General features: G+C 41.9%; 22 protein-coding genes and 2 pseudogenes. 7 read left to right on the top strand and 17 right to left on the bottom strand.

The features are described 5' to 3' along the window. Positions 1-2: 2 nt before the first annotated feature. Both M3650_RS22135 and M3650_RS22130 read right to left on the bottom strand, forming a co-directional pair. Entirely contained in the window at positions 3-1037 is a 1035-nt protein-coding gene (locus M3650_RS22135) for an ABC transporter substrate-binding protein (RefSeq protein WP_251577858.1), read from the bottom strand. Positions 1038-1085: 48 nt separating this feature from the next. After that, a complete protein-coding gene (locus tag M3650_RS22130) occupies positions 1086-2303 on the bottom strand; it encodes an ABC transporter substrate-binding protein (RefSeq protein ID WP_251577856.1) in 1218 nt (405 codons plus the stop codon). A gap of 457 nt (positions 2304-2760) precedes the next feature. Between M3650_RS22130 and M3650_RS32740 the strand changes: the two are divergent. Beyond that, positions 2761-2910: pseudogene (locus M3650_RS32740) on the top strand (transposase family protein); the annotation flags it as partial. A 27-nt stretch (positions 2911-2937) separates the two neighbouring features. Then, positions 2938-3090 carry a helix-turn-helix domain-containing protein gene (locus M3650_RS22125; protein ID WP_251577853.1) on the top strand — a complete coding sequence of 51 codons (153 nt, stop codon included), beginning with the start codon at positions 2938-2940 and terminating at the stop codon, positions 3088-3090. Between the two features lie 134 nt (positions 3091-3224). On the opposite strand, the gene M3650_RS22120 is transcribed toward M3650_RS22125, so the two are convergent. Next, positions 3225-3518 (bottom strand): hypothetical protein, encoded by a 294-nt coding sequence (locus tag M3650_RS22120; protein ID WP_251577851.1) that lies wholly within the window; start codon positions 3516-3518, stop codon positions 3225-3227. 518 nt (positions 3519-4036) lie between these two features. Between M3650_RS22120 and M3650_RS22115 the strand changes: the two genes are divergently transcribed. After that, positions 4037-4399 (top strand): SH3 domain-containing protein, encoded by a 363-nt coding sequence (locus M3650_RS22115; RefSeq protein WP_251577849.1) that lies wholly within the window; start codon positions 4037-4039, stop codon positions 4397-4399. Positions 4400-4492: 93 nt separating this feature from the next. Here M3650_RS22115 and M3650_RS22110 read toward each other — a convergent pair whose 3' ends face one another. Further along, positions 4493-5053: an RNA polymerase sigma factor gene (locus M3650_RS22110; RefSeq protein ID WP_251577847.1), complete on the bottom strand. Its 561-nt coding sequence runs from the start codon at positions 5051-5053 to the stop codon at positions 4493-4495. Between the two features lie 897 nt (positions 5054-5950). Between M3650_RS22110 and M3650_RS33220 the strand changes: the two genes are divergently transcribed. After that, positions 5951-6034, top strand: a complete 84-nt coding sequence (locus M3650_RS33220; RefSeq protein ID WP_083858700.1) for a transposase — start codon at positions 5951-5953, stop codon at positions 6032-6034. An 88-nt stretch (positions 6035-6122) separates the two neighbouring features. Further along, positions 6123-6464 (top strand): transposase, encoded by a 342-nt coding sequence (locus M3650_RS33215; protein WP_483311778.1) that lies wholly within the window; start codon positions 6123-6125, stop codon positions 6462-6464. Between the two features lie 258 nt (positions 6465-6722). Here M3650_RS33215 and M3650_RS22100 read toward each other — a convergent pair whose 3' ends face one another. Continuing rightward, on the bottom strand, positions 6723-6947 hold the full coding sequence (locus M3650_RS22100; RefSeq protein ID WP_026010831.1) for a helix-turn-helix domain-containing protein: 225 nt from the start codon (positions 6945-6947) through the stop codon (positions 6723-6725). A gap of 453 nt (positions 6948-7400) precedes the next feature. Here M3650_RS22100 and M3650_RS22095 point away from each other — a divergent pair, with 453 nt between their 5' ends. After that, positions 7401-7814: a phage holin family protein gene (locus tag M3650_RS22095; RefSeq protein WP_251577845.1), complete on the top strand. Its 414-nt coding sequence runs from the start codon at positions 7401-7403 to the stop codon at positions 7812-7814. Positions 7815-7961: 147 nt separating this feature from the next. On the opposite strand, the gene M3650_RS22090 is transcribed toward M3650_RS22095, so the two are convergent. From M3650_RS22090 to M3650_RS22045, 10 genes and pseudogenes are all read right to left on the bottom strand, one after another. Further along, the gene (locus M3650_RS22090) at positions 7962-8222 is read right to left on the bottom strand and encodes a hypothetical protein (protein WP_251577843.1); all 261 of its coding nucleotides are present in this window, start codon (positions 8220-8222) and stop codon (positions 7962-7964) included. Between the two features lie 122 nt (positions 8223-8344). Beyond that, positions 8345-9685, bottom strand: a complete 1341-nt coding sequence (locus M3650_RS22085; RefSeq protein ID WP_251577841.1) for an ABC transporter substrate-binding protein — start codon at positions 9683-9685, stop codon at positions 8345-8347. Positions 9686-9996: 311 nt separating this feature from the next. Further along, a pseudogene (locus M3650_RS22080) lies at positions 9997-10173 on the bottom strand (Crp/Fnr family transcriptional regulator); the annotation flags it as partial. A 381-nt stretch (positions 10174-10554) separates the two neighbouring features. After that, positions 10555-11217, bottom strand: coding sequence for an ABC transporter ATP-binding protein (locus M3650_RS22075; protein ID WP_251577942.1), 663 nt, complete (start codon positions 11215-11217; stop codon positions 10555-10557). Between the two features lie 12 nt (positions 11218-11229). Then, positions 11230-12447 (bottom strand): ABC transporter ATP-binding protein, encoded by a 1218-nt coding sequence (locus M3650_RS22070; protein WP_251577839.1) that lies wholly within the window; start codon positions 12445-12447, stop codon positions 11230-11232. 53 nt (positions 12448-12500) lie between these two features. Then, entirely contained in the window at positions 12501-13295 is a 795-nt protein-coding gene (locus tag M3650_RS22065) for a hypothetical protein (protein WP_251577837.1), read from the bottom strand. 219 nt (positions 13296-13514) lie between these two features. Next, complete coding sequence (locus tag M3650_RS22060; protein ID WP_251577835.1) at positions 13515-13940, bottom strand: hypothetical protein; 426 nt, start codon at positions 13938-13940, stop codon at positions 13515-13517. A 231-nt stretch (positions 13941-14171) separates the two neighbouring features. Next, positions 14172-14744 (bottom strand): hypothetical protein, encoded by a 573-nt coding sequence (locus M3650_RS22055; protein WP_251577833.1) that lies wholly within the window; start codon positions 14742-14744, stop codon positions 14172-14174. Positions 14745-15101: 357 nt separating this feature from the next. Beyond that, positions 15102-15242, bottom strand: a complete 141-nt coding sequence (locus M3650_RS33210) for a hypothetical protein (protein WP_483311780.1) — start codon at positions 15240-15242, stop codon at positions 15102-15104. A 110-nt stretch (positions 15243-15352) separates the two neighbouring features. Continuing rightward, the gene (locus tag M3650_RS22045; RefSeq protein ID WP_251577831.1) at positions 15353-15634 is read right to left on the bottom strand and encodes a helix-turn-helix domain-containing protein; all 282 of its coding nucleotides are present in this window, start codon (positions 15632-15634) and stop codon (positions 15353-15355) included. Positions 15635-15839: 205 nt separating this feature from the next. On the opposite strand from M3650_RS22045, the gene M3650_RS22040 reads away from it, so the two are divergent. Beyond that, positions 15840-16247, top strand: a complete 408-nt coding sequence (locus tag M3650_RS22040; RefSeq protein ID WP_251577829.1) for a DoxX family protein — start codon at positions 15840-15842, stop codon at positions 16245-16247. Positions 16248-16318: 71 nt separating this feature from the next. On the opposite strand, the gene M3650_RS22035 is transcribed toward M3650_RS22040, so the two are convergent. Together M3650_RS22035 and M3650_RS22030 are read right to left on the bottom strand one after the other, a co-directional pair. Next, positions 16319-18727: a restriction endonuclease-like protein gene (locus tag M3650_RS22035; protein WP_251577827.1), complete on the bottom strand. Its 2409-nt coding sequence runs from the start codon at positions 18725-18727 to the stop codon at positions 16319-16321. Continuing rightward, positions 18699-20816 carry an MrcB family domain-containing protein gene (locus M3650_RS22030; RefSeq protein WP_311295117.1) on the bottom strand — a complete coding sequence of 706 codons (2118 nt, stop codon included), beginning with the start codon at positions 20814-20816 and terminating at the stop codon, positions 18699-18701. The genes M3650_RS22035 and M3650_RS22030 overlap by 29 nt, the downstream gene beginning before the upstream one ends. Positions 20817-21061: the final 245 nt, after the last annotated feature.

Below are 21061 nucleotides of genomic sequence, written 5' to 3'. Positions count from 1 at the left end.
GTTTATTGGGCCAGCAGCCGAATTGTATCGTCAATAATTTTCTCGTAAGCGATCAGGCCGCTGCCAAGCCAATATTTATTGCTAACTTCATACACATGGCCTTGCTTGGCGGCGGGCATGTTTTTCCAGATAGGACTTTCGATCATCTCTTTCATGCGCTCAGTCCCTTGATCGTAGGCATTAATGACAAAAATATAGTCTGCGTCCAATTCCGGAAGTATCTCCATGGACATATTGGCGCTGTTCTCATTTTCCACGAGCTTGGACATGCCGAGCCCCAGATCCTGATGCACAACATAACCGCACAAGTATTTGCCGCCCATAAGGCTGACGCCTTTGGTTGCGAAGCGAATAATCGCCACCTTTTTTTCTCCAACCGCTTTGTTCAGCTTTTCCTTGGCATCATTCACTTTTTGCTGATAAGCCTGCAGCGCATTGTCGGCTTCAGCAGATTTGCCGAGCAGCTCCCCGATTGTGGCGAGCGACTTCTCAATATTTCCGGAAGCGCTTTTGAACACATAGGTTGGCGCAATCTTGGAGTAGTTCTCATAGTTGCCATTTTGGGCATAGGTCTCAGTGTGCAGAATAATCAGATCGGGATTATAGGTCATTAACACCTCCGGCGAGGGCAGTCCTCCCGAGAGGTCAAGCTTCGGCACATCCTTCAATTCCTCTTGCAGATAGTCGTGTCCCCTATTGCCGTTGGACCATTGAGCTACTGGCTTTACGCCCAGCTTGAGCAGAGAGTCCTCCAGATTGGGAGCGAAAATGTTCTTTGGTTCAGCAGGAATTTTGATTTCATGGCCAAGCTCGTCTGTTACAGTTACCGTCCGCTCACCGGATGTTTCCGCGCTTTGTTCCCCCGCTGCGGACACTTCAGAGGTTGTTGCAGTTGAACCTTGCTGTCCAGACGATGTGGCGCTGCTCTCCACCTTGGAGCCGCAGGCCGTCAGCAAGCTTACGATAAGAACACAGCATAGCAATGCTGAAATTCGGGCTGTAAAGCCAGACTTTAAATTAACGCGACGTTCTAACACGGTATATCTCCTCCTGTGATAATAATTCTCAATTGGCTTGAGTATAAATCATGTGGCGAAGGATTCACCATAGCCGTTATCCAGAAAACCATTTGGACAATTTCCTGTAAACAGAAGCAGCGCTTCATCCAGCATCCGCATGATGGCAACTGCCGAATATTCGAACCACGGATCGGAGGTAATGGGGTATACATGTCTGTTTTTTACTGCTTTCAGCTGACGCCACTCGGCTGAATGCTGCAGCGCCAGCCAGTATGCCCGGGATGATGCCTCAGGGCACACCAATACAAGAATCCTGTCGGGGCTAAGCTCTGCCACTTGCTCCAATGTCAGCTGCAGGCTGCAGGACGTGTCTCTCCGGCACGCTGCCTCGAGCTTCAGGTCTTGGTAGAGCACGTCCTCTAACCCGCGGTTCCCATAGATATGGATGCTATGTCCATAGATGCGCAAGGCTAACATTTTGTCCTGTCCCAGCACTTCGTCAATCTGCGTCCGAGCAGACTGAACCCTCTGTTCATATCGTTGTATCCATTGCTCCGCCTTATCTTCCCTATCCAAAAATCGGGCAATTATCCGCAGCTGGTCTCGCCAACCGGCGTCCGTCGGAACAATGAGAGAAGGCGCAATGTCCATCAATTTTTTCTTATCGAGAGGGTACAGCTGAGCGGTTCCGATAATGGCATCGGGACGAGCCTGAACCAGCCTGTTCAGATTCACTTCGAATGTCCAATTGGTATAGGGATCGGTAAGCTTCAGATGGGACTTAATCTCCGTACGATAGGCATTATAGTAATAGGGCGTCCACTTCGGATCTAGCGGCGCTGCCGTCGGCATGACATCCAGAGCAAGCAGCTGTCCTGTAACCGAAGAGGAGCACGCGGCTATGCGCCGCCTGGAGTTCTTCACAAAATCAGACGGGGACACACCAACCTCCTTCTTGAATTTGCGGCTAAAGTAAAACTCGTCCTTATATCCCACCTTCAAGGCGATATCCCGCAGTCGCTCTCCGGATTCTGCCAAATAACGTTTGGCGCGATTGATGCGCAGATCCGTCAAGTAATCCATGGCGCTTTGCCCATATGTTTTCTTGAAGAGATCGACAAAATATTTGGGACTGATATTCGCCATCTGGGCCAGCTGTCCAATACAAAGCGGTTCGTTATAATGCTGATCCATGAATTCTCTGATCTCCATCAAGTTCGTTTTTCGATTCCGGCCCGGCGTGAACAAGCTATTGTCTGTCTGCAGCTCTTCTTTTGAAAGCACGAGGAACCTCCTTTTGGTTATAAACCATGAGCAGCTTATGAAATCCATGATTTATTATATGAAAATGATAATCATTATCAATTAATAAACTAACATATGACTCCCCTCTAGTCAATCAAATTCTGGAAAAACCGTGGCATAAAAAGTATGCTCAGCAATGTTTTAAAGACATAAAAATAAGCCCCCAGGCCATTCCTAAGAAACTTGATGCAGAAGTCAAAGTAGTAAAATAAGAAAAGTAGTAAAACACATAAAATAAGACCTCAGTTCAACTTAACTGAACCAAGGTCTTCATACGATAAAATATCGCTTCCTCGCTATAGTTCATGGGTAATGTCTGCTAAATAGAAATGTTGACGATACTGCTCATTAAGACAATTAATAGGGCGAGATGGTATTTGATGTGGAGTTCGATAAGTAGTAATGACCAACTGATTATGAATATGTTCAACATAGCTTGTACATCGACTTCGAGCGAGGAAGCACATTCGCCTGTCCCTTGTGCGGATCTGCTTGTAAGGCATATGATACCGAGAAGAAGCAATGGAGACACCTCGACTTCTGGAATTGGAAGACCTTCATGCATGCCAGATTACCACGAGTAAAATGCAGATCGTGCAACAAGGTGACGCAAGTGCCAGTAAAATGGGCTCGGGCGCTGTCTCATTTTACATGGCGTTTTGAAGCATGGGCGATGCGATTGATGGCAGTGATGCCAGTCAATGCAGCAGCCCGTGAGCTTAGGGAACACGATACGAGAATGTGGCGCATTTTTCATCACTACTGAGGCTACCTTAACGGCGGAAGGGTTATGAAACTAGCAACTGTGCTTTTACCCATCCCAGTAGAGCGAAGAGCCGTAATTTTCATCCAGGAATTGCACATAACGTATTAGGAATGAAATTTCCGTTCGTGTTATGTTCATAACCTGGTCCAGAAGCTTTTGTAATCCTCAAACTCACCATCTTCATCTTTCATGCAATACTCCGCACGGAAGATTTCGTCTACGATTTTTTTATTGTGATCATAGAGTGTATAGGGATACAGAAACAATTTATCGAACTCTTCATGTTCCTTCTCAATGACGCTTTCTTCGCAGTATCCTTCTTCAAGAAGTAATTCAACCGCCCCAAAAAAGGATAATCCGTTAAGAATGTTTATGTTAACCAACTTAGTGCCCCCCGTTGAATGAACAATCTGTACAGTTGACTTCATTCTTAACATAGCTACAAAATGTTTGATACAGAAAAACTTTAATTTCTCCCTTAAAAATCTTATCTATTAAGAAATTGCTTTCACTTGCAGCACGAATATAGTGTTAGGTGATGCCGTATTGAAAGGTCTCAAAACGGTTTCGCCTAACTCGTTACCCTCCATATACGCTAGCTTGTCCCCCTAAGTATATCCTTAGTCCATAATATTGGAAATAAAATGATGCATAAAATACCTCCCCTCCCTATAAAATGCGCCTTACATCCATAAATAATCTTTTTTTGAAAATTGTTCATAATTTTTATGTAATTTAGGAATTCATATGCAATGTTATTGATGAAGGGTTATATCTCATCCTTCCAGTCAATCGCGAACCCAAAACGATGTAAAGGAGGTAGAGATATGTTCCGCATCCGATCACCTGGCCAGACAGTCATTCTCATCATATTCTCTCTCTGATATTGACCCTCGCAATCATAGAAAATGGAACCCATTATCATATAAAAGGAGTTGTTGTTCAAATGTTCAAAAAAGTTGCGAGCTTCTCATTGGCAATCGCTTGTATGGCAGTTATGGCCCAAGGTGCATATGCAGCAGAAAGTAATCCTCCTGCCAATGTGAGTAATCAGCAGCATGCTGTAACCGCCGATGGCGGATTGGTCCTTCTAAGTGCCACGTATGAAATAAAGGAAAATGGAGTTAGATTACGAAGCAAGCCTTCATTATCCGGGACAGTGCTTGGCTTGCTTAATAAGGGTGATATGGTAAACGGAGGCCGTCAAGATCCTGTATACGCGGACGGCTATGCCTGGATAAATGTATATAGCTACAAACATAATGCTTCTGGTTGGGTTGCAATCGATTATTTGACGGAAGTCGGATGAATCTATTTTCAATCGCAATGGGGTTGCCCCATTGCGATTGAACTATTGTATCCCCCCCTGAATAGCGGCGGATTGATGATTTGCAGGGCTTTGTCAGATATCCAGACTCACCACAAGAGTCTGAACGATGCTTCTGATTTTCTTATTAATCCGGTAAATTCTTGTCGTTATCGCGTTAGCCGAAACATTATATTTCCGGGTCAGCTCCGCGATTGACATTTTCTTTAAATAATAATCCGTATACAGTTCGTATTCGCTCGAACTCAACTTCATTAACACTTTATGATACAATTCATCCACATCGACCGCATTTTCGACAAGCTGATCGATTTCATTATCCTGCAACTCTAATCGGTAATTGATATCATCCGTAATGATAACCTCGCGCCTCTTTCTGATATACATGGCCCGAAATGAAAGGTTAATAAAATTCCTTGCCGTAGTGAATAGCCATCCTTCCACATTAGGGTGCCTTTTTAACTTCGAGATTTGCTTTCTCGCTTCGAGAAAGGTATTTTGCGTACATTCATCGGCAAAGTCCATCAGTTCCGGTTGCGATTTGATTAATTTTTTACAATATTTATATACCGGCTTGAAATATGTATCGCATAATTCATTAATAAAAAGATCATCCCGTTCATGCCCTTCTCTCATCACAGTGCCGCCTCCTAGCGTAGTGATTGTTATATTTTTATACAAATTCCAGTAATAACTAGTTATTCCTATATTGAATAATATAAATTTCACGCCTGAATGTAAAGGCACTATTATGCATTCCAAGACAGAACAGAGAAAAATAACACAAAAAAGAGCCTCAGTATACTGTTAGCGTGACCAGAAGAGACTTTAGAACCGTAGCCACCATATATTCCTCCTAAACATGCTGATGACATTAATCTTTGAGTTTTGCCTTACGTGGTTCTTTCGAGTCCAGTTCGATTTTAAGCTCACTTTTATATTTTCGACTTCTCTTAATAATTTGCTTCATAAAATCTATCTCTTCTGGAGAAACAAGAGAAATTTGAAATACTCTTTCTGAATCTATACACAAATGTTTCGCTCTCCCATACAACTAAGATTCAGGAGGTGTTACGTCGATAATCGCCCGCACTTCCTCAAGCCACTCCAATGAGACATGTCCATTCAAAAGTGTGTAGGCTTCCCATAGTACCAGAACAAGCAATTGTTCCCTGACTGCCTTAGCTGCCACACCGACTTGCTCGCATTCCCCATAAGATGCTTATGGACCAGAACAAATGAATCATACATTACCACCTCCTTCATTGTTGCAAATCTATCAGGGTCAATACTGGAAGCTTCACAAAGCTTGTTGATGCCCGTCCGTATTAGCGTGAAATAGGATTTTTACTAGAGCGTGTCTTCAAACTATAAAAACGATCCAAAACATGGTGAACTTAGCGTATGAGATGGCGATACGAAATACGCGATGATCAATGGGAGCGAATCAAAGATCTACTACCGCTGGAACGAACCTCCCAAGGCGGACGAAAAGCCAGGGACAATCGAATGATGCTAAACGCCATGTTATAGGTGGCCCGGTCCGGTGCGCCTTGGCGGGATTTGCCTGACCATTATGGCTCATGGAAGACCATGTATACCCGTTTTCGCCGCTAGCAAATAGCTGGCGTTCGGGATCATGTTCTGGAGCACGTCTCTATATCCCCCGACTTCGAAAATATCATGATCGATGCCACCATAGTTCGTGTTCACCAGCACGGAGCGGGGCAAAAGTGGGCAGCAATTGCAGGCGATCGTACGCTCCAGAGGCAGAATAACGATCAAAATACATACAGCTATAGACGCGCTGGGAAATCCGCTGCGCTTTGAACTGACCGCCGGCAATTGTCACAACTGTGTCAAAGGGTATGAAATGCTTCAAGATATGGATTTCACCGGCAAGGCCGTGATTGCCGACCGAGGTTACGACATGAACAACGTTCTGGAACTCATTGAGGAGCAGCAAGCAGTCGCCGTTATTACCAGCCGAAAACGCTGCAAAATTCAACAAACTCAAACATTATCGCAGACTGGCTACTCGCTATGAAAAGCTGGCCTGTTCCTTTGCGGCCTTTTATCGCTGGCCTCTATCTTTTATGGCTAAATTAGGTTTGAAGACACGCTCTAGTTAAATCACAAAGAGATCAGACACACACCTAGTTATAAAAAAACCTCTATCAAAGGAGACTTCCCATGATGAGTGACCGCGTTTAGAGGTAGGTTTTTTATCGCTTCACAGAGCTTAAACATTCCTTAATCATAAACAAAGGCCTCCAACGTCAGCTGAAGGCCCTATCACATCCAATTATACATTCGCTTTTCCCCTTTTAATGAGTTCGATTAATCCGGTTGTCATGGCCTGCAGCGCATCTTCCTTCGGCATTTTAATGTAGCGGCTAAGATCGATCATCTCCTGTTCGTAGAGCTCGATTATCTGCAACATGGCCTCCTTGTCATCGTCCTGTGCCCTCTGAATCAACTCCAGGAATTCAGTTTCTGTGATAACGTTTTGAGGGAATTCCTTTTCCATTTATTCACCCCCTGTTGGGTTAATTTCATGTCTAGCGCCACTTCCTTTTCGCTTTTGTCGTGAATATATATTTCGCTCATAATATGCCTGGCCTTGTTGGATGTAAGGGAGCTTAGCAGCTCATGAATAAATAGATTGGAATCCGATTGCTCTGAGAAGCTTGAGCCAATTACAATTTCAATTTTCAAAGCCATTTCCCGATTTTGCTTTACTCTGGCACGATACTGAAGTCTCCATGCGATCCTCTTTAACTCCTGTTGATAATGTCGATAAGTAGGCACAGAAGACATCCTAATCACCTCCACGATTATCATTTACTCATAAATTAAGGAAATATATTGAATGTTTTTACAACCATTTATATGATCATACTTCAAACCTCGCGGAAGGTTGTAGATCGCTCTGTCTTATCTCCTATATGTGTACATCCTACTAAAAAGGGAGGTTTGCAGTATGGAGAGCTTTTTGAAGTGTATGGCAGCAGTCACAGAAGGCGGCATCAGCATGTTATATGGCCAATGGAATTCTCTATTGCAGGTACTCACTGTCATTGTTGTCATCGATTCTATTGCGGGGATAGTCATATCGAAAGTAAGAGGCGAACTGCATAACAGGGCAGGCATGATCGGCATTGCAAGAACAATCTTTATGTTTCTGTTGATTGCCATCGCGCATCATATGGATATTGTTTTGGGCCAGACGCATTACTTTCAAGACGCAGTCACTTATTTTTATATTGCTAACGGTCTTATCAGCATATTAGAGAACGGAATTAAGTTGGGAGTGCCTGTCCCTGGCGCATTCCGCAGAGCTATTTTGAAATTCAAGGAGTTAAGTGAGGAGGACGAAAGGAGCGCCAAGGAATGACGACTTGTCGTTAGAGCGGCAAAATAATTTACTTATATTCCATAATAACACTTTTCGTTCCATTTCGCCTCATTATTTTGTGGACGCAGGAAAAACAACATGCCCTGCTTTCAAGGCTAGGGCATGTTGTTTTTTGCAGCTCCAACTTTACCAGTTCATGATATCAAAAATAATAAGCATTGAAATGATTAATATTAAAGCACCCACTATAAATGAAGTGACTGCCTGTACTCTATTTTTCTCCCTTACCTGCAAATCGAATGCCTGAGAGAAAACATGCAGAGACATGCATAGTGTCATGAAGCCCAAGTATATGGCTTTATTTCCTTTTATAAAGACAGCCCATGCTCCAAAGATGATTACACCTAAAGCGGTTAGATACTTACATATTTCAACAAGTCTATTCATTAGAACTAATTAGATGGTTGGTATCCATCTGCCCTTTCTAAGAGATCGTAAACAAATTTTCATTGCTTTGTTACCGCTGTCACCTGCGTCTTCAAAGGATACGTGTAGAAGGAACATCTGAGTCAGTTTTTTTGCAGCTCCAACTTTATCAATTCATTCCCTTGGTCCTCTATTCGTTTTAAAGCTGCTTCTGTACTGATATTCCCTTCTAACACTTGAGATATTTCTAACGCTGCCATGTCTCTAAACTTCGGCCAAAACTCAGATGGAATCTTACTGTATCCAGTCGAGACCGGGTTCCATTTTAATTTATAAAAAGCTTCCATATGACGCCCTTCATCATTTTGAATGTACTTCGTTCTAACATGCATCAAATTTTTTGATGCTCTCGAAATTGCTTTTGCATATTCATCACTATGAATATACTTTATAAATTTCCATGCTGCTTTGGTGTTAGAGGCTTTACTATGAATGGAAAATATAATTCCGGGATTTGCAGAACTCGTGGTATCGGGTGAGGTCATGTCTACTGGAAACGTAACCACGTCCCAATTCGGTAACGAGTTGTTTTTTGAAAGCTGCTTCGCTTCATTTAACTGATTTACAAAAGTATAATATTCTAGGGTCATAGCTACTTTACCAGCTATAAACGGCTCACTGAACAAAGACTCTTCATAAGTTTGAACTTCCGATGGCTGTCTTTCTCCTGTGTAGATAGCTCCATTTCTCGCATTTCTTATTGTACTATCTACAAACCTTGTCCAGGCTTCTGTATTGAAGGTGACTTTCTGTTCTTTCTTATCTACTAATCTTAATCCCAAGGAGCTTCCGTACAATTCTATAAACCGAAAGAAATTGTTATTGAACTTGTTATCAGTACCGTAAATCTGTACATCATCAGTATGCTGATTGGTAAATAAATGGATGATTTCAAAAAAACGCTCTATGCTCATTTGATCTTCTGGATAGGGTATGTGAAATTGATCAAACAAATCCTTATTATAAAAAACCGCCATACTGTTAAAGAAAGGGGTCAATCCAAATAATTCTCCGTTGCTTAGTCCTTTGATTAGGCCAATAGATTGTGGCAATATACCGTTTAAGTCAAAGTTATCTTGCTTTATCAACGCATCCAAATTATATAACATGCCTTCATTTGCAAACTGTTCGTATGCAGTTGGATCTAGCATAAGCACATCAGGATTCTTTTCATGGATGTATTTTCGCATTTCAGTAACAGGATCTTTATCCCGGTCCAATGCCCCAATTGTCGGAATCACTTCAACTTCAATATTTGGATATTTCGAAGCGAACAGCATTCCATACTCCTTATAAAAGGTCTTTTCGTCAAAGTACATAATCTTAAGAGTTTCACTGGCAGCATCCGCATCATCTGATTTTTTTGGGGTGCATCCTAGTGTAAGTATTGACGCTACCAGCAGCAAAATGATGATCCTTTTCATGCATCCTCCCTCATCTTCTTTTCCTTACATCCGTTTTGCTATGAATCTGTCTGGAATTGTTAGTGCCCTTACGGTTTCGCTCATGCAATACTCTAGTATAGATGGCTCAATTATATCCATATACATCCTTACAAGGCAATCTCACACAAGAAGTGATATCCAAGGATACAGCGCAAGCCGTATCAGTCTGAATGAGAAAAACCGTGGTCCAATTATGGAATACCACGGTTTACGACTTCTATATAAAAAGTATCACGACTACAGCTCTTGTACCACTTGTGTAACACTGTAGTACTCCTACCATGAGCACTAAACTTCAAAGAAAGCTTATACAACAAGTAAAACAGCCGCTTTCTAGCGCTTCCATAGGCCATGAGCTCGAGCATCTCTTCCACTTCTTTTAGCCGCGCAGATAAGATTTCGATAGATTTCAATGCAAGTTCGGGTCTTTCACGGATTAGCTTCTCGAATTGAGCTTTATCGATGCTCTTTCAAATTTTGAACGTCCGGGCTCTGTCTTCGGCTATCCGGCCTTGGCTCTGTGAAAGTTGACTTTTTATCAGGAATCAAAAAAAGGGAAGTATATCCTAACATTTTACATTTAATTGGAATAAAATGTGGCTCAATGCCGAAATTCGTGCTTGATGCTGTTTGTGTTAAGGGAAATACCGCGCTCTATTGCACTCAATAAGAAGCCCTTACACGTACTGATTCCGGTTCGAGCGAATTAATGTCTGCCCTGGAAAACTTTCCTTTGATTAATTTCGGCCTACTGAGGCAACATGGTGCAGCGGCAGAGTGGATTGAGTAGTCCGATGCTTTCTTTTAGATTCGCCTTCGCTCTTGAAGACAGCGTGCTTTGCACCATTCTACGTAGCTTCTGGTAACAAACCGTGTTTCGTTAAGCGGTACACTTGATCGCAATGTTCCGCTACTATGCTGCTATGCGTTGCGATTAGTATAGAAATTCCTTGTGATTTCAAACTATTAAGAGAATTCAGCACTGTACATGCGGTCTCGTCATCTAAAGCCCCTGTTGGCTCATCTGCAACAATTAATTCTGGATTACGGATTAAAGAACGAATGACCCCAACCCGTTGAATTTCTCCCCCTGACAACATTTCTATTTTTTTAGGGAGAAGATGCTTGATTTCGAATATTTGACTATATTCTTCAATCTGTTTTTCGACACTTTTACTTTGCGCTTTATGATCAAACCATAAGGGCACACGGATATTATCCAATACTGTCAAATTAGGGATCATCGGACTAAACTGAGATATATATCCAATCTTTTCTCCTCGAACCTTACTCAAATCATTTAGACTATGCCCGCTCATATCCAATTCATTGAAAACATAGCTTCCCGATGTTGGTTTCTCTAACCCAGCAATTATATTTAGCAGTGTGCTTTTCCCAACCCCGCTCTTTCCTCTTATTGCAATAGATTGTCCTCTCAAAACTGTCAAATGAACATTTTCGAAGATTCTCGTGCCTTTATATTCTTTCTTTATGTTCTGCAATAAAACCATATTCAAATATAATCATCCTTTCAATTTTTGCACAATATCTATACGATTGAAGGTTCTTCTTGTAAACATGGTGATAATAACTAGCATCAATAGCGAAGATATAAGAACTGCAAATAGATAGTTTAACAGTAAATTAAAAGGATTTTGAACAATAAATAATAATGGTATGATTGGTAAGATACTCCCAACAACACTAGTTAGTATTAACTTATACCCTACCATTTTATAGATTTGTTCTAAACTGAATCCACTAATTAATAACACTTTATAGGTCTCTACGTTTTTTCTTATTGTTATTGCTGTTGTATACATAAAGAGAATGGTTGAAATCGTAAATATTGCAATCACACAAACAAATAGCGTGCTCCTATTTGTTTCCGTCATCCTCACTATGGAGTTTATGGCTATACCATTTGCTCCAATGACTGAAAACTCTTTAAAATTAGCTTTAGTAGCAATTTCATCTAATTTTTTTCGGATTTCGAGTGGAGTTGCATCCGTAACGATTCTCCCGTTTGTCTGGCTTAATAATGATGCTATAACAAATATTTTATTTTCTTTTGTAATGGCAGGCACTTCTGTGAATCTCATGATGGGAAGAATAATATACCTATCCAATATAGTCTCTGGCTCTTTAGTTGTCATAATTTTTTGTGATGAATCCAAAAATCCAATAATCTCTCCTTTAAATTCTTTTCTATAATATAAAATATCTAATGTCTCACCAAGTTGGTACACTCCATCTAACTCTGAACCTAAAATTACTGGAATATTATTGTTATATTTGTCAAATATATAATCATCATTATCGAATTTTTTCCCTACACTGATTTGAACCTGATTCATATCAAATACATTAGAGTTTAGTTGTATTGATTTTATATCTTTATACGATTTATTATTCACAACATAGGGAGACTTATTACTTCCACTTTCATAGTAAGCATCGAAAATAACGTCACCTTTAAAATTTGAAATCCCAATGGGTTGCCAAGTTGCCTTATAATATTCAGATTCGAAGTTTACAGCTAAACCAGTGACGAAGTCATTTAATATATCGACACTGTTCTTTTCCGAAAAAAACATGGTTTCTGTTTCGCCGTATAAGTTATCTGATATTTGATATAAATTTTTATTTTTGAAATGATTTACAGCATTTACTTCAAGGTTAGATTGGTCTATATTTACGACTAGCACCAGAACTACACAAAAGTAAACGATTGCAGCCAATATGTTTATGAAACTCCATAACTTATTTTGTTTGAAAATCGTCTGTAGTACTCTCACCATTTCTTACCGCCTCTTCTTACCGAATATAAGATTCCGTATGTATAACTAATCCATAATAAAATGAGAGAATATAGTATTATCATATACGTGGAATATAAAATCCATGCCGTACTCCATAATGGAATCATAATACTCTGCACAATGACACTGATGATAATTAAAATGACAGAGAAAAAGATATAGGGGAGAACTTTATACTTTATGATTACGCTGCAAATTTTACGGATAGAATATCCTGATAAATATAGGATGGATATTAAACTGCTTTCTTTACTTAACCACGCTATACTTACGATTACAAATAGGATCGTTATAAAAAAAATAGTCACATATCCCACTACAGTTGCAAATTGATTGGACTTCAATGCATATGAACCATATTTTTCCTTATTTATAATTTTCACTGTATTATTGTTTGTAATTTCCCTCATAATTTCTTCTGTATGATGACTTGGGGTATTTAGGATAAATTGTGTTCCATTGCTTAGATCTATGTCTAATTGTTTTGATAACAACCATATTTCAGTTTGTAACTTATAGGAGTCAGGTGTATCAAAATATCCGATGAATTGATAACCAGAAGGTATTTGATCTATTTTGACACTTTCACCTATTATGGCTACGTCTCCATTTTGGTTTAACTCATCAGCAAGGTGGCTTTCCTTAATAGGCGGAAGTTTGATCTTTCCGTTGATCCACACATGCTTCACTGTAGGCACACTTGTTCTGTATTGAAACAATATGAAGTGATGAGAACTCTCTTTTATAGGCTGCTTTATAGCTTCCATTCGAAACGTAACTGAATTCTTATTCACATATCCATTATTAATCATATTTACATCATCTAAATAGGCAATACCAAAAAAAACAAAAAAACAAACAACATTAAATAATAAAAGCCATGTATAATACGTAACATCATGTTTAGGACGGATGTATGAATATTTCATATCATTTAATAGAGAGAGACAATCTAATGATTATCTCTCTCGTTAACTCCTTTATTACTATTCGTTGCCGTAATATGTCTTTGCTATTGCAAAATCTGCAATGTACCAGTCACTTTCAGCTCTCGTCTTATCATTTCCCCATTGACGATCACTATCTGCATAAGGAGTTCCATCGAATACGGATTCAAATCTTGCTCGGGTATAGTGATATACACCTTCCCATTCGGTTTCTCCAATGACTTTTGTTGCGAGAACATTTTTCCCGGCATACTGATATTCCTTTGTTGCTTTATGACTCTCGGGTTTAGAAGAAGCTAAGAGGTTATAAGAACCAGTTGGAACATTAATGAAGTAGCCTCCATCTTCACTCCAACCTCCTCGTACACCTAATAAATCTGAATTAGATTGAGCTGCAAAGGTGTTGCTAGAAATCCCCATTATAAGTACGGAAGCAATAGCAAATGTCCGAAGAAACTTTTTCATTTTATTGTTTTCTACTCCTTTCTGATATTATTTTCTGTAATACCTAATATTGTAGGACCATTTTCTGATATTCTTATGGTGGGTTTGTGAGGAAGATATTCATAGATGTTTATTTGAAAGCTGGCCAGCTAATCAAAATGAATTGAGACTTTTCTCTAGAATAGAAGATATATGTATCTAAACAATTTGTAAATATTACATTTTCAATATGACTTTTTATATCAGTTAGAACTAGAATGCATATATACCTACTTTCTTTCTATATATAACCTGTCCACTACTATTATAGACATCAATGTTAATGTTCTGAACCATACGCTTTTCTTTCAAAGGATTTTCATGTACTATGATATAATTTCCATCCTGGAGACTAACTTCTTTAGAATATGACACATTATCACCAAACGTAACCGTTAATATTTCTGCGTTTTTTAAAATGTCTTTGTCATTTATGGACACCATGACATAAGCAAATTCACCTTGTGCACCTATAAATTGTATTGGCATTTCATTTCTTTTTTCTACTGTGATAGCCTTCAGATAGTGTATGTTACCATTTTTATTTGTTACATCATATGCTCCAATCAGATTATCTTTTTCATAGAACAACAGAGCGATAGGCTTATTACGGTGATTTAATCGCTCCTCTGCTAGAAGAGTTATCTTTTCTTCAGCAACCACATTACCTATCTGACTATCTGTTATAACTCCGTATCTATCCTTTGAAATGAAATTAACAACTAAAAATATACATAAGCACATTCCCACTAATATCAAAATTCTCATCTTTTTTGATGGATTCATTTGTAAAAAAAACCCTCATGAAACATTTGTACCTTATGTTACCAGTAATTATTTCATAAGACAAGCATTAATATCTAAAAAGAAGATAAAGAAACAACTTTTCTCCATCATTTTGTCGTGAGGTTCTTTCTTATAAAAAAGGAGAGTAAAGATTCAGACTGGATAATGCGCTCTATAATTAGCGTAGAATGCCTCATCGAGGAGATAGTCGGCAACGAGTCACTTACATAATCAATTTGGGGAAGCTGGTGGTGTTCAGTAATCTGCTGTAGCGGAACATGGTCAAACGATTCATTAGCGATGCTTCTAGCTTACTTCGTTTCGTTCTGCCCAAGGCGCCGACGAGCACGTTTTTGACTACCTGCCTGCTTCTCCGCAGAGTAATGCTCCGTCCCTCTTGGCCGTTTGGAACGTTCGAAGGCTTTTTTCTATAATCTCATCCAGGAACTGCTCCACCACCTTCGTCGCGTTCGGCAAGAACGGCAATACCCTGCTCAATTCTTTTATGGAAGCGATGCTGTTGGAACTTCTTCTCGTACACAATCTTGTCCCTATACCGATGTATTGATGTCCTATTCATCCGGGCCGGGTTGCTTATATTTTTTTGCTCACAGGTCCAAAGCCTCTTTCAAGCGTTCCGTATGAACCCACAAAGATTTTCGCAGGCCCTCCTTATTCACAATGCCTTCCGCAGCAAAGTCGCTTAGCAATTCCGTCACGGTTTTACGAATGCTGGCCAACTCCTGATGGGTAAGCTTTACTTCCAGGCAAACCCACTGGGTATCTTGGCCCTCGACTGCCGATTGAGGAGCGCCAAACTTCAAAGAAAGCTTATACAGCAAGTAAAGCAGCCGCTTTTTAGCGCTTCCATAGGCCATGAGCTCGAGCATCTAGGCGTCACTGATTCAAGCTGCTGTAATTGCTCCCTATTCAAATCATGAAAGAGATTGATTCTGGTCAAATATTTGACCTTATCCAAGCAACTCCATCCTCTCCTATTCCACATTGTAGTCTGGACTACATAACATAAGGATTCACCAAATTATACTGTATTGTAAGTGCTGTTTACTGTTCAAATAAAGGAGGGTGGAGTATTTGAATACCCTTATAATTATCATTCAAATCATATTATCATGCATGTTTGCCTTCTCGGCGTCTATTAAGTTACTGCGTACGAAATCCATGGTTCAACATTGGAACGACTATCAATACCCGATGTGGTTCATGAACATGACGGCTCTCTTAGAGTTAGCCAGGGTAATTGGAGTAATTGCTGCCTTGTGGATACCGGAAATTTTGAAATATGCTGCTACCCTTTTTGTCGTCCTGATGATCGGAGCCATTCACGCTCATTTATTCCGCGCGAAGCATAAGCCTGTCATGGCGATTAACGCGCTTGTCATGCTCTTGCTCTGCTCTCCTTTGCGCTCATGGTTGTATAGTTTCCGATTGCTACGGATCAAATCAAAAGGTTGGCCTAAGTTATCTAAGATGACTACTTAGGGCCAACCCTTTATACGTTAATACTATAAAAGCCGTGCTTAGCACATTCCTGCCTCATTCAATACTCAAGCTCAATCTTCTTGCACCACCTGCGTCACCCGTGTAGCCAAGTCCGCAGGCTCTTGGTCCAGCTTCACCTTCGCTTTGCCTTGACGGCGTGCCTCACGCCATACCCGTATGTCCGCCTCACTCTCCAACCGGAGCTCCGCCACTTCATGGGCCCGGTCAAAGAGCGGCTTCGCAGTAAATAACGCGTGATACACGTAATGGCCACACGGCACAATCGGTTGCTCACGCTCCTGCCATTCCTCGACCGTAAAAAGTACATACAGCTCATCCGCCGCCCCGCGGCTGGACTCGATGTATGTAATCTCGCGGCGGGTCAGCACCTTCCATTCCTGCACACGGCCGTAATACCGTATTCCTGCCTCACTCCCAAATTGCTTCATCGATTGATATAACGCCACATATTCAATTTGGGTAAGCTGGCGGTGATCAGTAATCTGCTGCAGCGGAACGTGGTAATAACGATTCGCTAGTGCCGCCTCTAGCTGCTTCACAGCCGTTCGGCCCAAGGCGCCAACGAGCACATTTTTGCCTGCCAGCTTCTCCGTATAGTAATGCTCCGTCCCTCTTGGTCGTGTGGAACGTTCATAGGCTTTTTCCGGACTATCTTCTATAATCTCATCCAGGAACTGCTCCATCAGCTTCGTTGCGTTCGGCAAAAACGGCAATGCCCCGATGTTAATCAATTCAATGCTCTTATAGAAACGATGCTGTTGGAACTTCTCCTCGTCCGCATACGGGAACAATACATACGCCCCGAACATACTGCGCTCATACGTCTGGTTAGCAGTGTCCTCGTACACAATCGCGTCCCGATACCGATGCATCGTATTGATGTCCTCTTCCTCCGGGCCGGGTTGCTTATACTTCGTCCAATAAGGCGTGTCCTTATAGGCAGGATTCAAGCGGTATTTGGCATCAAAAATATATTTGTACTCCGTTGCCGACTCATTCTTCTTCAAGGTTAGCACCGTATCCGGGCGTTGTGATAGCGTCTTGCTAACCTCGCCCGCAGGCAGGGCATTGTAATAGAGCGTAAACTCCTCCCCATTCCGAGGATTGCGGTATTTCACCTTCGCCTTCCGCGACTGGTCCAGCGTCACGAATAGTCCGCCCCGATTCACCTTAATAATATCCTGCTGGATGAGCTCATATTTCTCACTTAACAAATGGTGTATTTTCAGGAAGCACCAATACTCATACAGCTGCGCTAAATCCTTCATCGACAGCCGGAAGAGGTCCGTCTGAATGGACAATCCTTTCATCAGCATGAGATAGTAACGGTACACCTCACGATATCCCGGTGCCATCTGCAGCACGAGCGAGATCGACATTTGCCTCATTTCTCCGACCTGAAGAAAATCATGCTGCAGCACTCGCCGAATCTGGTTGTTCATCTGATCAAGCCGACGGAGGAGATGCTCATCTCGTGTTCGTTGCATTTTCATCAAGCTTGCCTTAATGCGCTTCAGCTTCTGCTCAATCCGCAGGAACACCCACCGCACAAAACGGTTCTCGGCCGTATCGAACGACACCTGTCGACGCTGCTCCAGCAAATGCGAGGGGGTATAACGTCTATCGTTGATAGTGATGACTCCATTTGGCCCATCTTCTCGAAGCAAGTGAGGACGTTTTGCTAAATATGCCGCATTGCCCTTGTCCGCCCTTCTCACCCGTGCCGCCTCCACCTTGCGGTACTCGCTTTGCAGCTTCGTATGTGGAGCAGCCTGAATGCGTTCCACGGCCTGTACTAGTTGTGCAAACAGATGCTGAAGGATAACGAAAAACTCCGTCAAGCTCTGATGCTTCGTCTCCTTGAGACCACTTAAATGAAAGGTTTTGCGCAAAAAATCAAACGCCAAGTTCGAAATTTGTGCATTCACATCATTCAAAATGAGGAGATAATCACGTTTGTAGTCCATTTTGGACGGGAAAATCTCAAGCTGGATGCGCAGTACCGATTCTCCGTACAGTTGAAGCTCCAGCTCCGTTATCCCGATTTCATTCGTAAACCGCAATATACCGGACAGAATTCGGCTCCCTAACGGCCTGACCGCATTCCGTAGCTGGACGTGCTCGTGATGGAACGTGAGTGGCATCTCTTCCTTTTTCTCCACGACCAGCTCATAGGCTTGTGTTTCATAAAACAGCGGTGCCCAAGCGTTTCCTTCTTGCCAGAGCCGCATGTCGCCATCTACTGGTGAGTACAGATAGATCCCTTCCACCTGAATATTCGATGCTGCGGAAACGTGCACGTGCGCATCCACCCACTCCTGCTCAGCCTCGCGATGCAACTGCAGAGTCTCAACAGTAGGATGAAACGGTTTCCCTTGGATATACAACGTAAACAAATTCGTGTCGATCCGTAGGAGCTCTACCACTTCCTTAAGAGAGCCAGTATGAGGTGAAGCCATCCTCCTCTAACCTCCCTAGCATGAAGCCAAGCTTACGCGCACTCCGTGGATAACGTGCTTCGGACCAATCTTGTCTCAAATATAATGGAGATGCATCCTCCATATGTTCGTCGATCGAAAAATTCGTCCCCAATGCTTCCTTCATCAGCAAGAGCAACGCGCGCTTGATCGACATACTGCTACCCTGAATCCGGGGAAGAAGCTTCTGTAGCAACTGATGGTCAAAGGCCTCGTCTTCGCTCATTAATCCGAACTGCTCATTGTAGATCATATAGAAGCACACGGCATCCCGAATGCGGAACCCGATGTGCGCATGAATGGGCTCAAGAATTTGGTTGATTCGGACCAACTTTTCCGTAACCTTCTCCACCAACTCGCGCTGCTCATGGTAAACATCAACTAGCTGCAAATATTCACTACGCAGAAATCCATTAGATACGGGATACATCGAAAGCCCCTCATCCTCTTCTTCAAGGAAAGGGTACTGGTCGAGAGCAATATAGTTGAACTCGATTGTGTTGGCCCGGTCCAATACTTTTTTGCTAAAAGGGTGCGTCGTCTCATCCATGTTCACCGTTCCGATGAGATAGACGTTGTCCGGGATATGTAAATCACTGAAGCGAGCACGGTCTTCCTCCTGCGACAGCATCCCCGGCTGAAGGAGCCGTGTTGTCACGATACGAGATCCTCGCCACTCCTGTGTCTCCAACACGCTAAGCACATCACTGAAATAATGCTCTACCCGCGCCAAATTCATCTCATCTAAGCACACAAAGTAGGGCTTACGCCGATTTTCCGGCTTCAACGCTTCCTCTAGCACTAAGGCAAGTGGCCCCGCCCGAAACGTACCGGACAAGTCCTTATAGCCTAACAAATCAGATGGATCGCTCCAGTCCGGCCGAACCGGAATAAGCGTAAATTGCTGATTGCTCGCTATTGCCCCTAACGCCTCAGCAAACAACTTCACCAGCTTCGTCTTCCCTGTACCCGACACCCCTGCCAAAATAACAAAGGGCTTCGTCTTCAGAGATAAGTAGAAGTTCTCGATTAGATGCTCCGGATAAGAGAATCCTTTTTGGTGAATGTAGGTTTGAATACGCTGAAGCTCGTCTGCTACGACGAGAGGTGCTTCCATATTCTCCTGTTCGTGCTCCGTTTCGTCGTGAGGTACATGCTCTTGGTTCATTTGCCCCTCCACGTATTGCTTATAGTTGTCGACGACATTTTGCAAGTCGGCCATCAATTGTTCATCATCTGGAAGCTGATCTCGTTCGTAACGATAATATGCCGCGGTAGATACTTGATAGTCGTAACCAAGACCGCCTGATGTCAAATGAATATTGTCGTCTTTATTCATTCCGGTCAGAGGTAACTGTTGACGTAATTGCTCAACCTTCTCACGAAGATACTTGTAACCTTCTACTTTCCCATAGTCTCGCAATGGAATCGTAACTCCCTGCATGAATGTTAAATAGACTGCACTCATATCCTCCGCAAAGAGGTACACGATGTACTCCCCACGTTGTGTGGTCGTCGTTACTCGGTTATCCATAATAGCAATCCAAGGAATATTGGCCCAGTTCCCCTGCCCGACTGAACCTTGAACCTTTAATTGTTTGTGGATAAAAGAAAAACTCGATATCTCATTTGAAATCGTCCTACGTACCATGTTTCCTAGTTGATGACCCTTGAACTGTTCTGTCTTGGCTTGTAGATAGCCATCCATGATATGTTGGAGTGCTCCTCGTAAGGACCATGTACGGTTCGGTTCTTGATAATATGCTGCTAACTCACGTTCGGCATATTGTTGAAGCTCATCGTGAACCTGCTCACTCCACTGACTTAACAAAGTAGGCTTAAATCCGATGGTCTGAGCTACTATGTCGCGCTCAATGATATTAGATAACGCATTAATGGGATTATCGATTATCGTATGTATTTGATTAATCGTAATATCAGACCAATTAGACGCGACACTTGAAGGTGATGCATCTACACGTTGCCCGTTTCGTTCACGTTCCTGTAACGCCCCCAAAAAGCGTTCTCTTACTTTTGAAAAGAGCACCTTTTCTTGCCCTAACTCCTTCATTTCCTCTAACAACGCAAGGACAAGAACCATCTTATACGATTTTTGTTTATGTTTAAAAATGTTCTGTAGCTCAGTTGGTAAAGTCATGGCGTTCACCCGAATGTAAGTATTGTGGTTATACAAGAAAAACGGAATACTCCTATTTGAAGTACTTCATCTTCGCTAGGAATATATAGCTACTTCTGTAGACTTATATATGTATGTTTCGAGATTATGGAAGTAGATCCTCTTTCATTGTCGATATA

It is taken from the genome of Paenibacillus sp. MER TA 81-3 (assembly GCF_023713585.1).
Lineage (GTDB): Bacteria > Bacillota > Bacilli > Paenibacillales > Paenibacillaceae > Paenibacillus_B > Paenibacillus_B profundus.
This window is presented reverse-complemented; position numbering and strand designations above follow the sequence as displayed.

Coding starts and splice junctions, on each gene's coding strand:
- M3650_RS22095 (WP_251577845.1), top strand. CDS start 7,401: ATGGAGAGCTTTTTGAAGTGTATGGCAGCAGTCACAGAAGGCGGCATC.
- M3650_RS22100 (WP_026010831.1), bottom strand. CDS start 6,947: ATGGAAAAGGAATTCCCTCAAAACGTTATCACAGAAACTGAATTCCTG.
- M3650_RS22085 (WP_251577841.1), bottom strand. CDS start 9,685: ATGAAAAGGATCATCATTTTGCTGCTGGTAGCGTCAATACTTACACTA.
- M3650_RS22055 (WP_251577833.1), bottom strand. CDS start 14,744: ATGAATCCATCAAAAAAGATGAGAATTTTGATATTAGTGGGAATGTGC.
- M3650_RS22090 (WP_251577843.1), bottom strand. CDS start 8,222: ATGAATAGACTTGTTGAAATATGTAAGTATCTAACCGCTTTAGGTGTA.
- M3650_RS22110 (WP_251577847.1), bottom strand. CDS start 5,053: ATGAGAGAAGGGCATGAACGGGATGATCTTTTTATTAATGAATTATGC.
- M3650_RS22120 (WP_251577851.1), bottom strand. CDS start 3,518: ATGAAGTCAACTGTACAGATTGTTCATTCAACGGGGGGCACTAAGTTG.
- M3650_RS22060 (WP_251577835.1), bottom strand. CDS start 13,940: ATGAAAAAGTTTCTTCGGACATTTGCTATTGCTTCCGTACTTATAATG.
- M3650_RS22075 (WP_251577942.1), bottom strand. CDS start 11,217: ATGGTTTTATTGCAGAACATAAAGAAAGAATATAAAGGCACGAGAATC.
- M3650_RS22115 (WP_251577849.1), top strand. CDS start 4,037: ATGTTCAAAAAAGTTGCGAGCTTCTCATTGGCAATCGCTTGTATGGCA.
- M3650_RS22030 (WP_311295117.1), bottom strand. CDS start 20,816: ATGAAGGAGTTAGGGCAAGAAAAGGTGCTCTTTTCAAAAGTAAGAGAA.
- M3650_RS22065 (WP_251577837.1), bottom strand. CDS start 13,295: ATGGAAGCTATAAAGCAGCCTATAAAAGAGAGTTCTCATCACTTCATA.
- M3650_RS22035 (WP_251577827.1), bottom strand. CDS start 18,727: ATGGCTTCACCTCATACTGGCTCTCTTAAGGAAGTGGTAGAGCTCCTA.
- M3650_RS22045 (WP_251577831.1), bottom strand. CDS start 15,634: ATGCTCGAGCTCATGGCCTATGGAAGCGCTAAAAAGCGGCTGCTTTAC.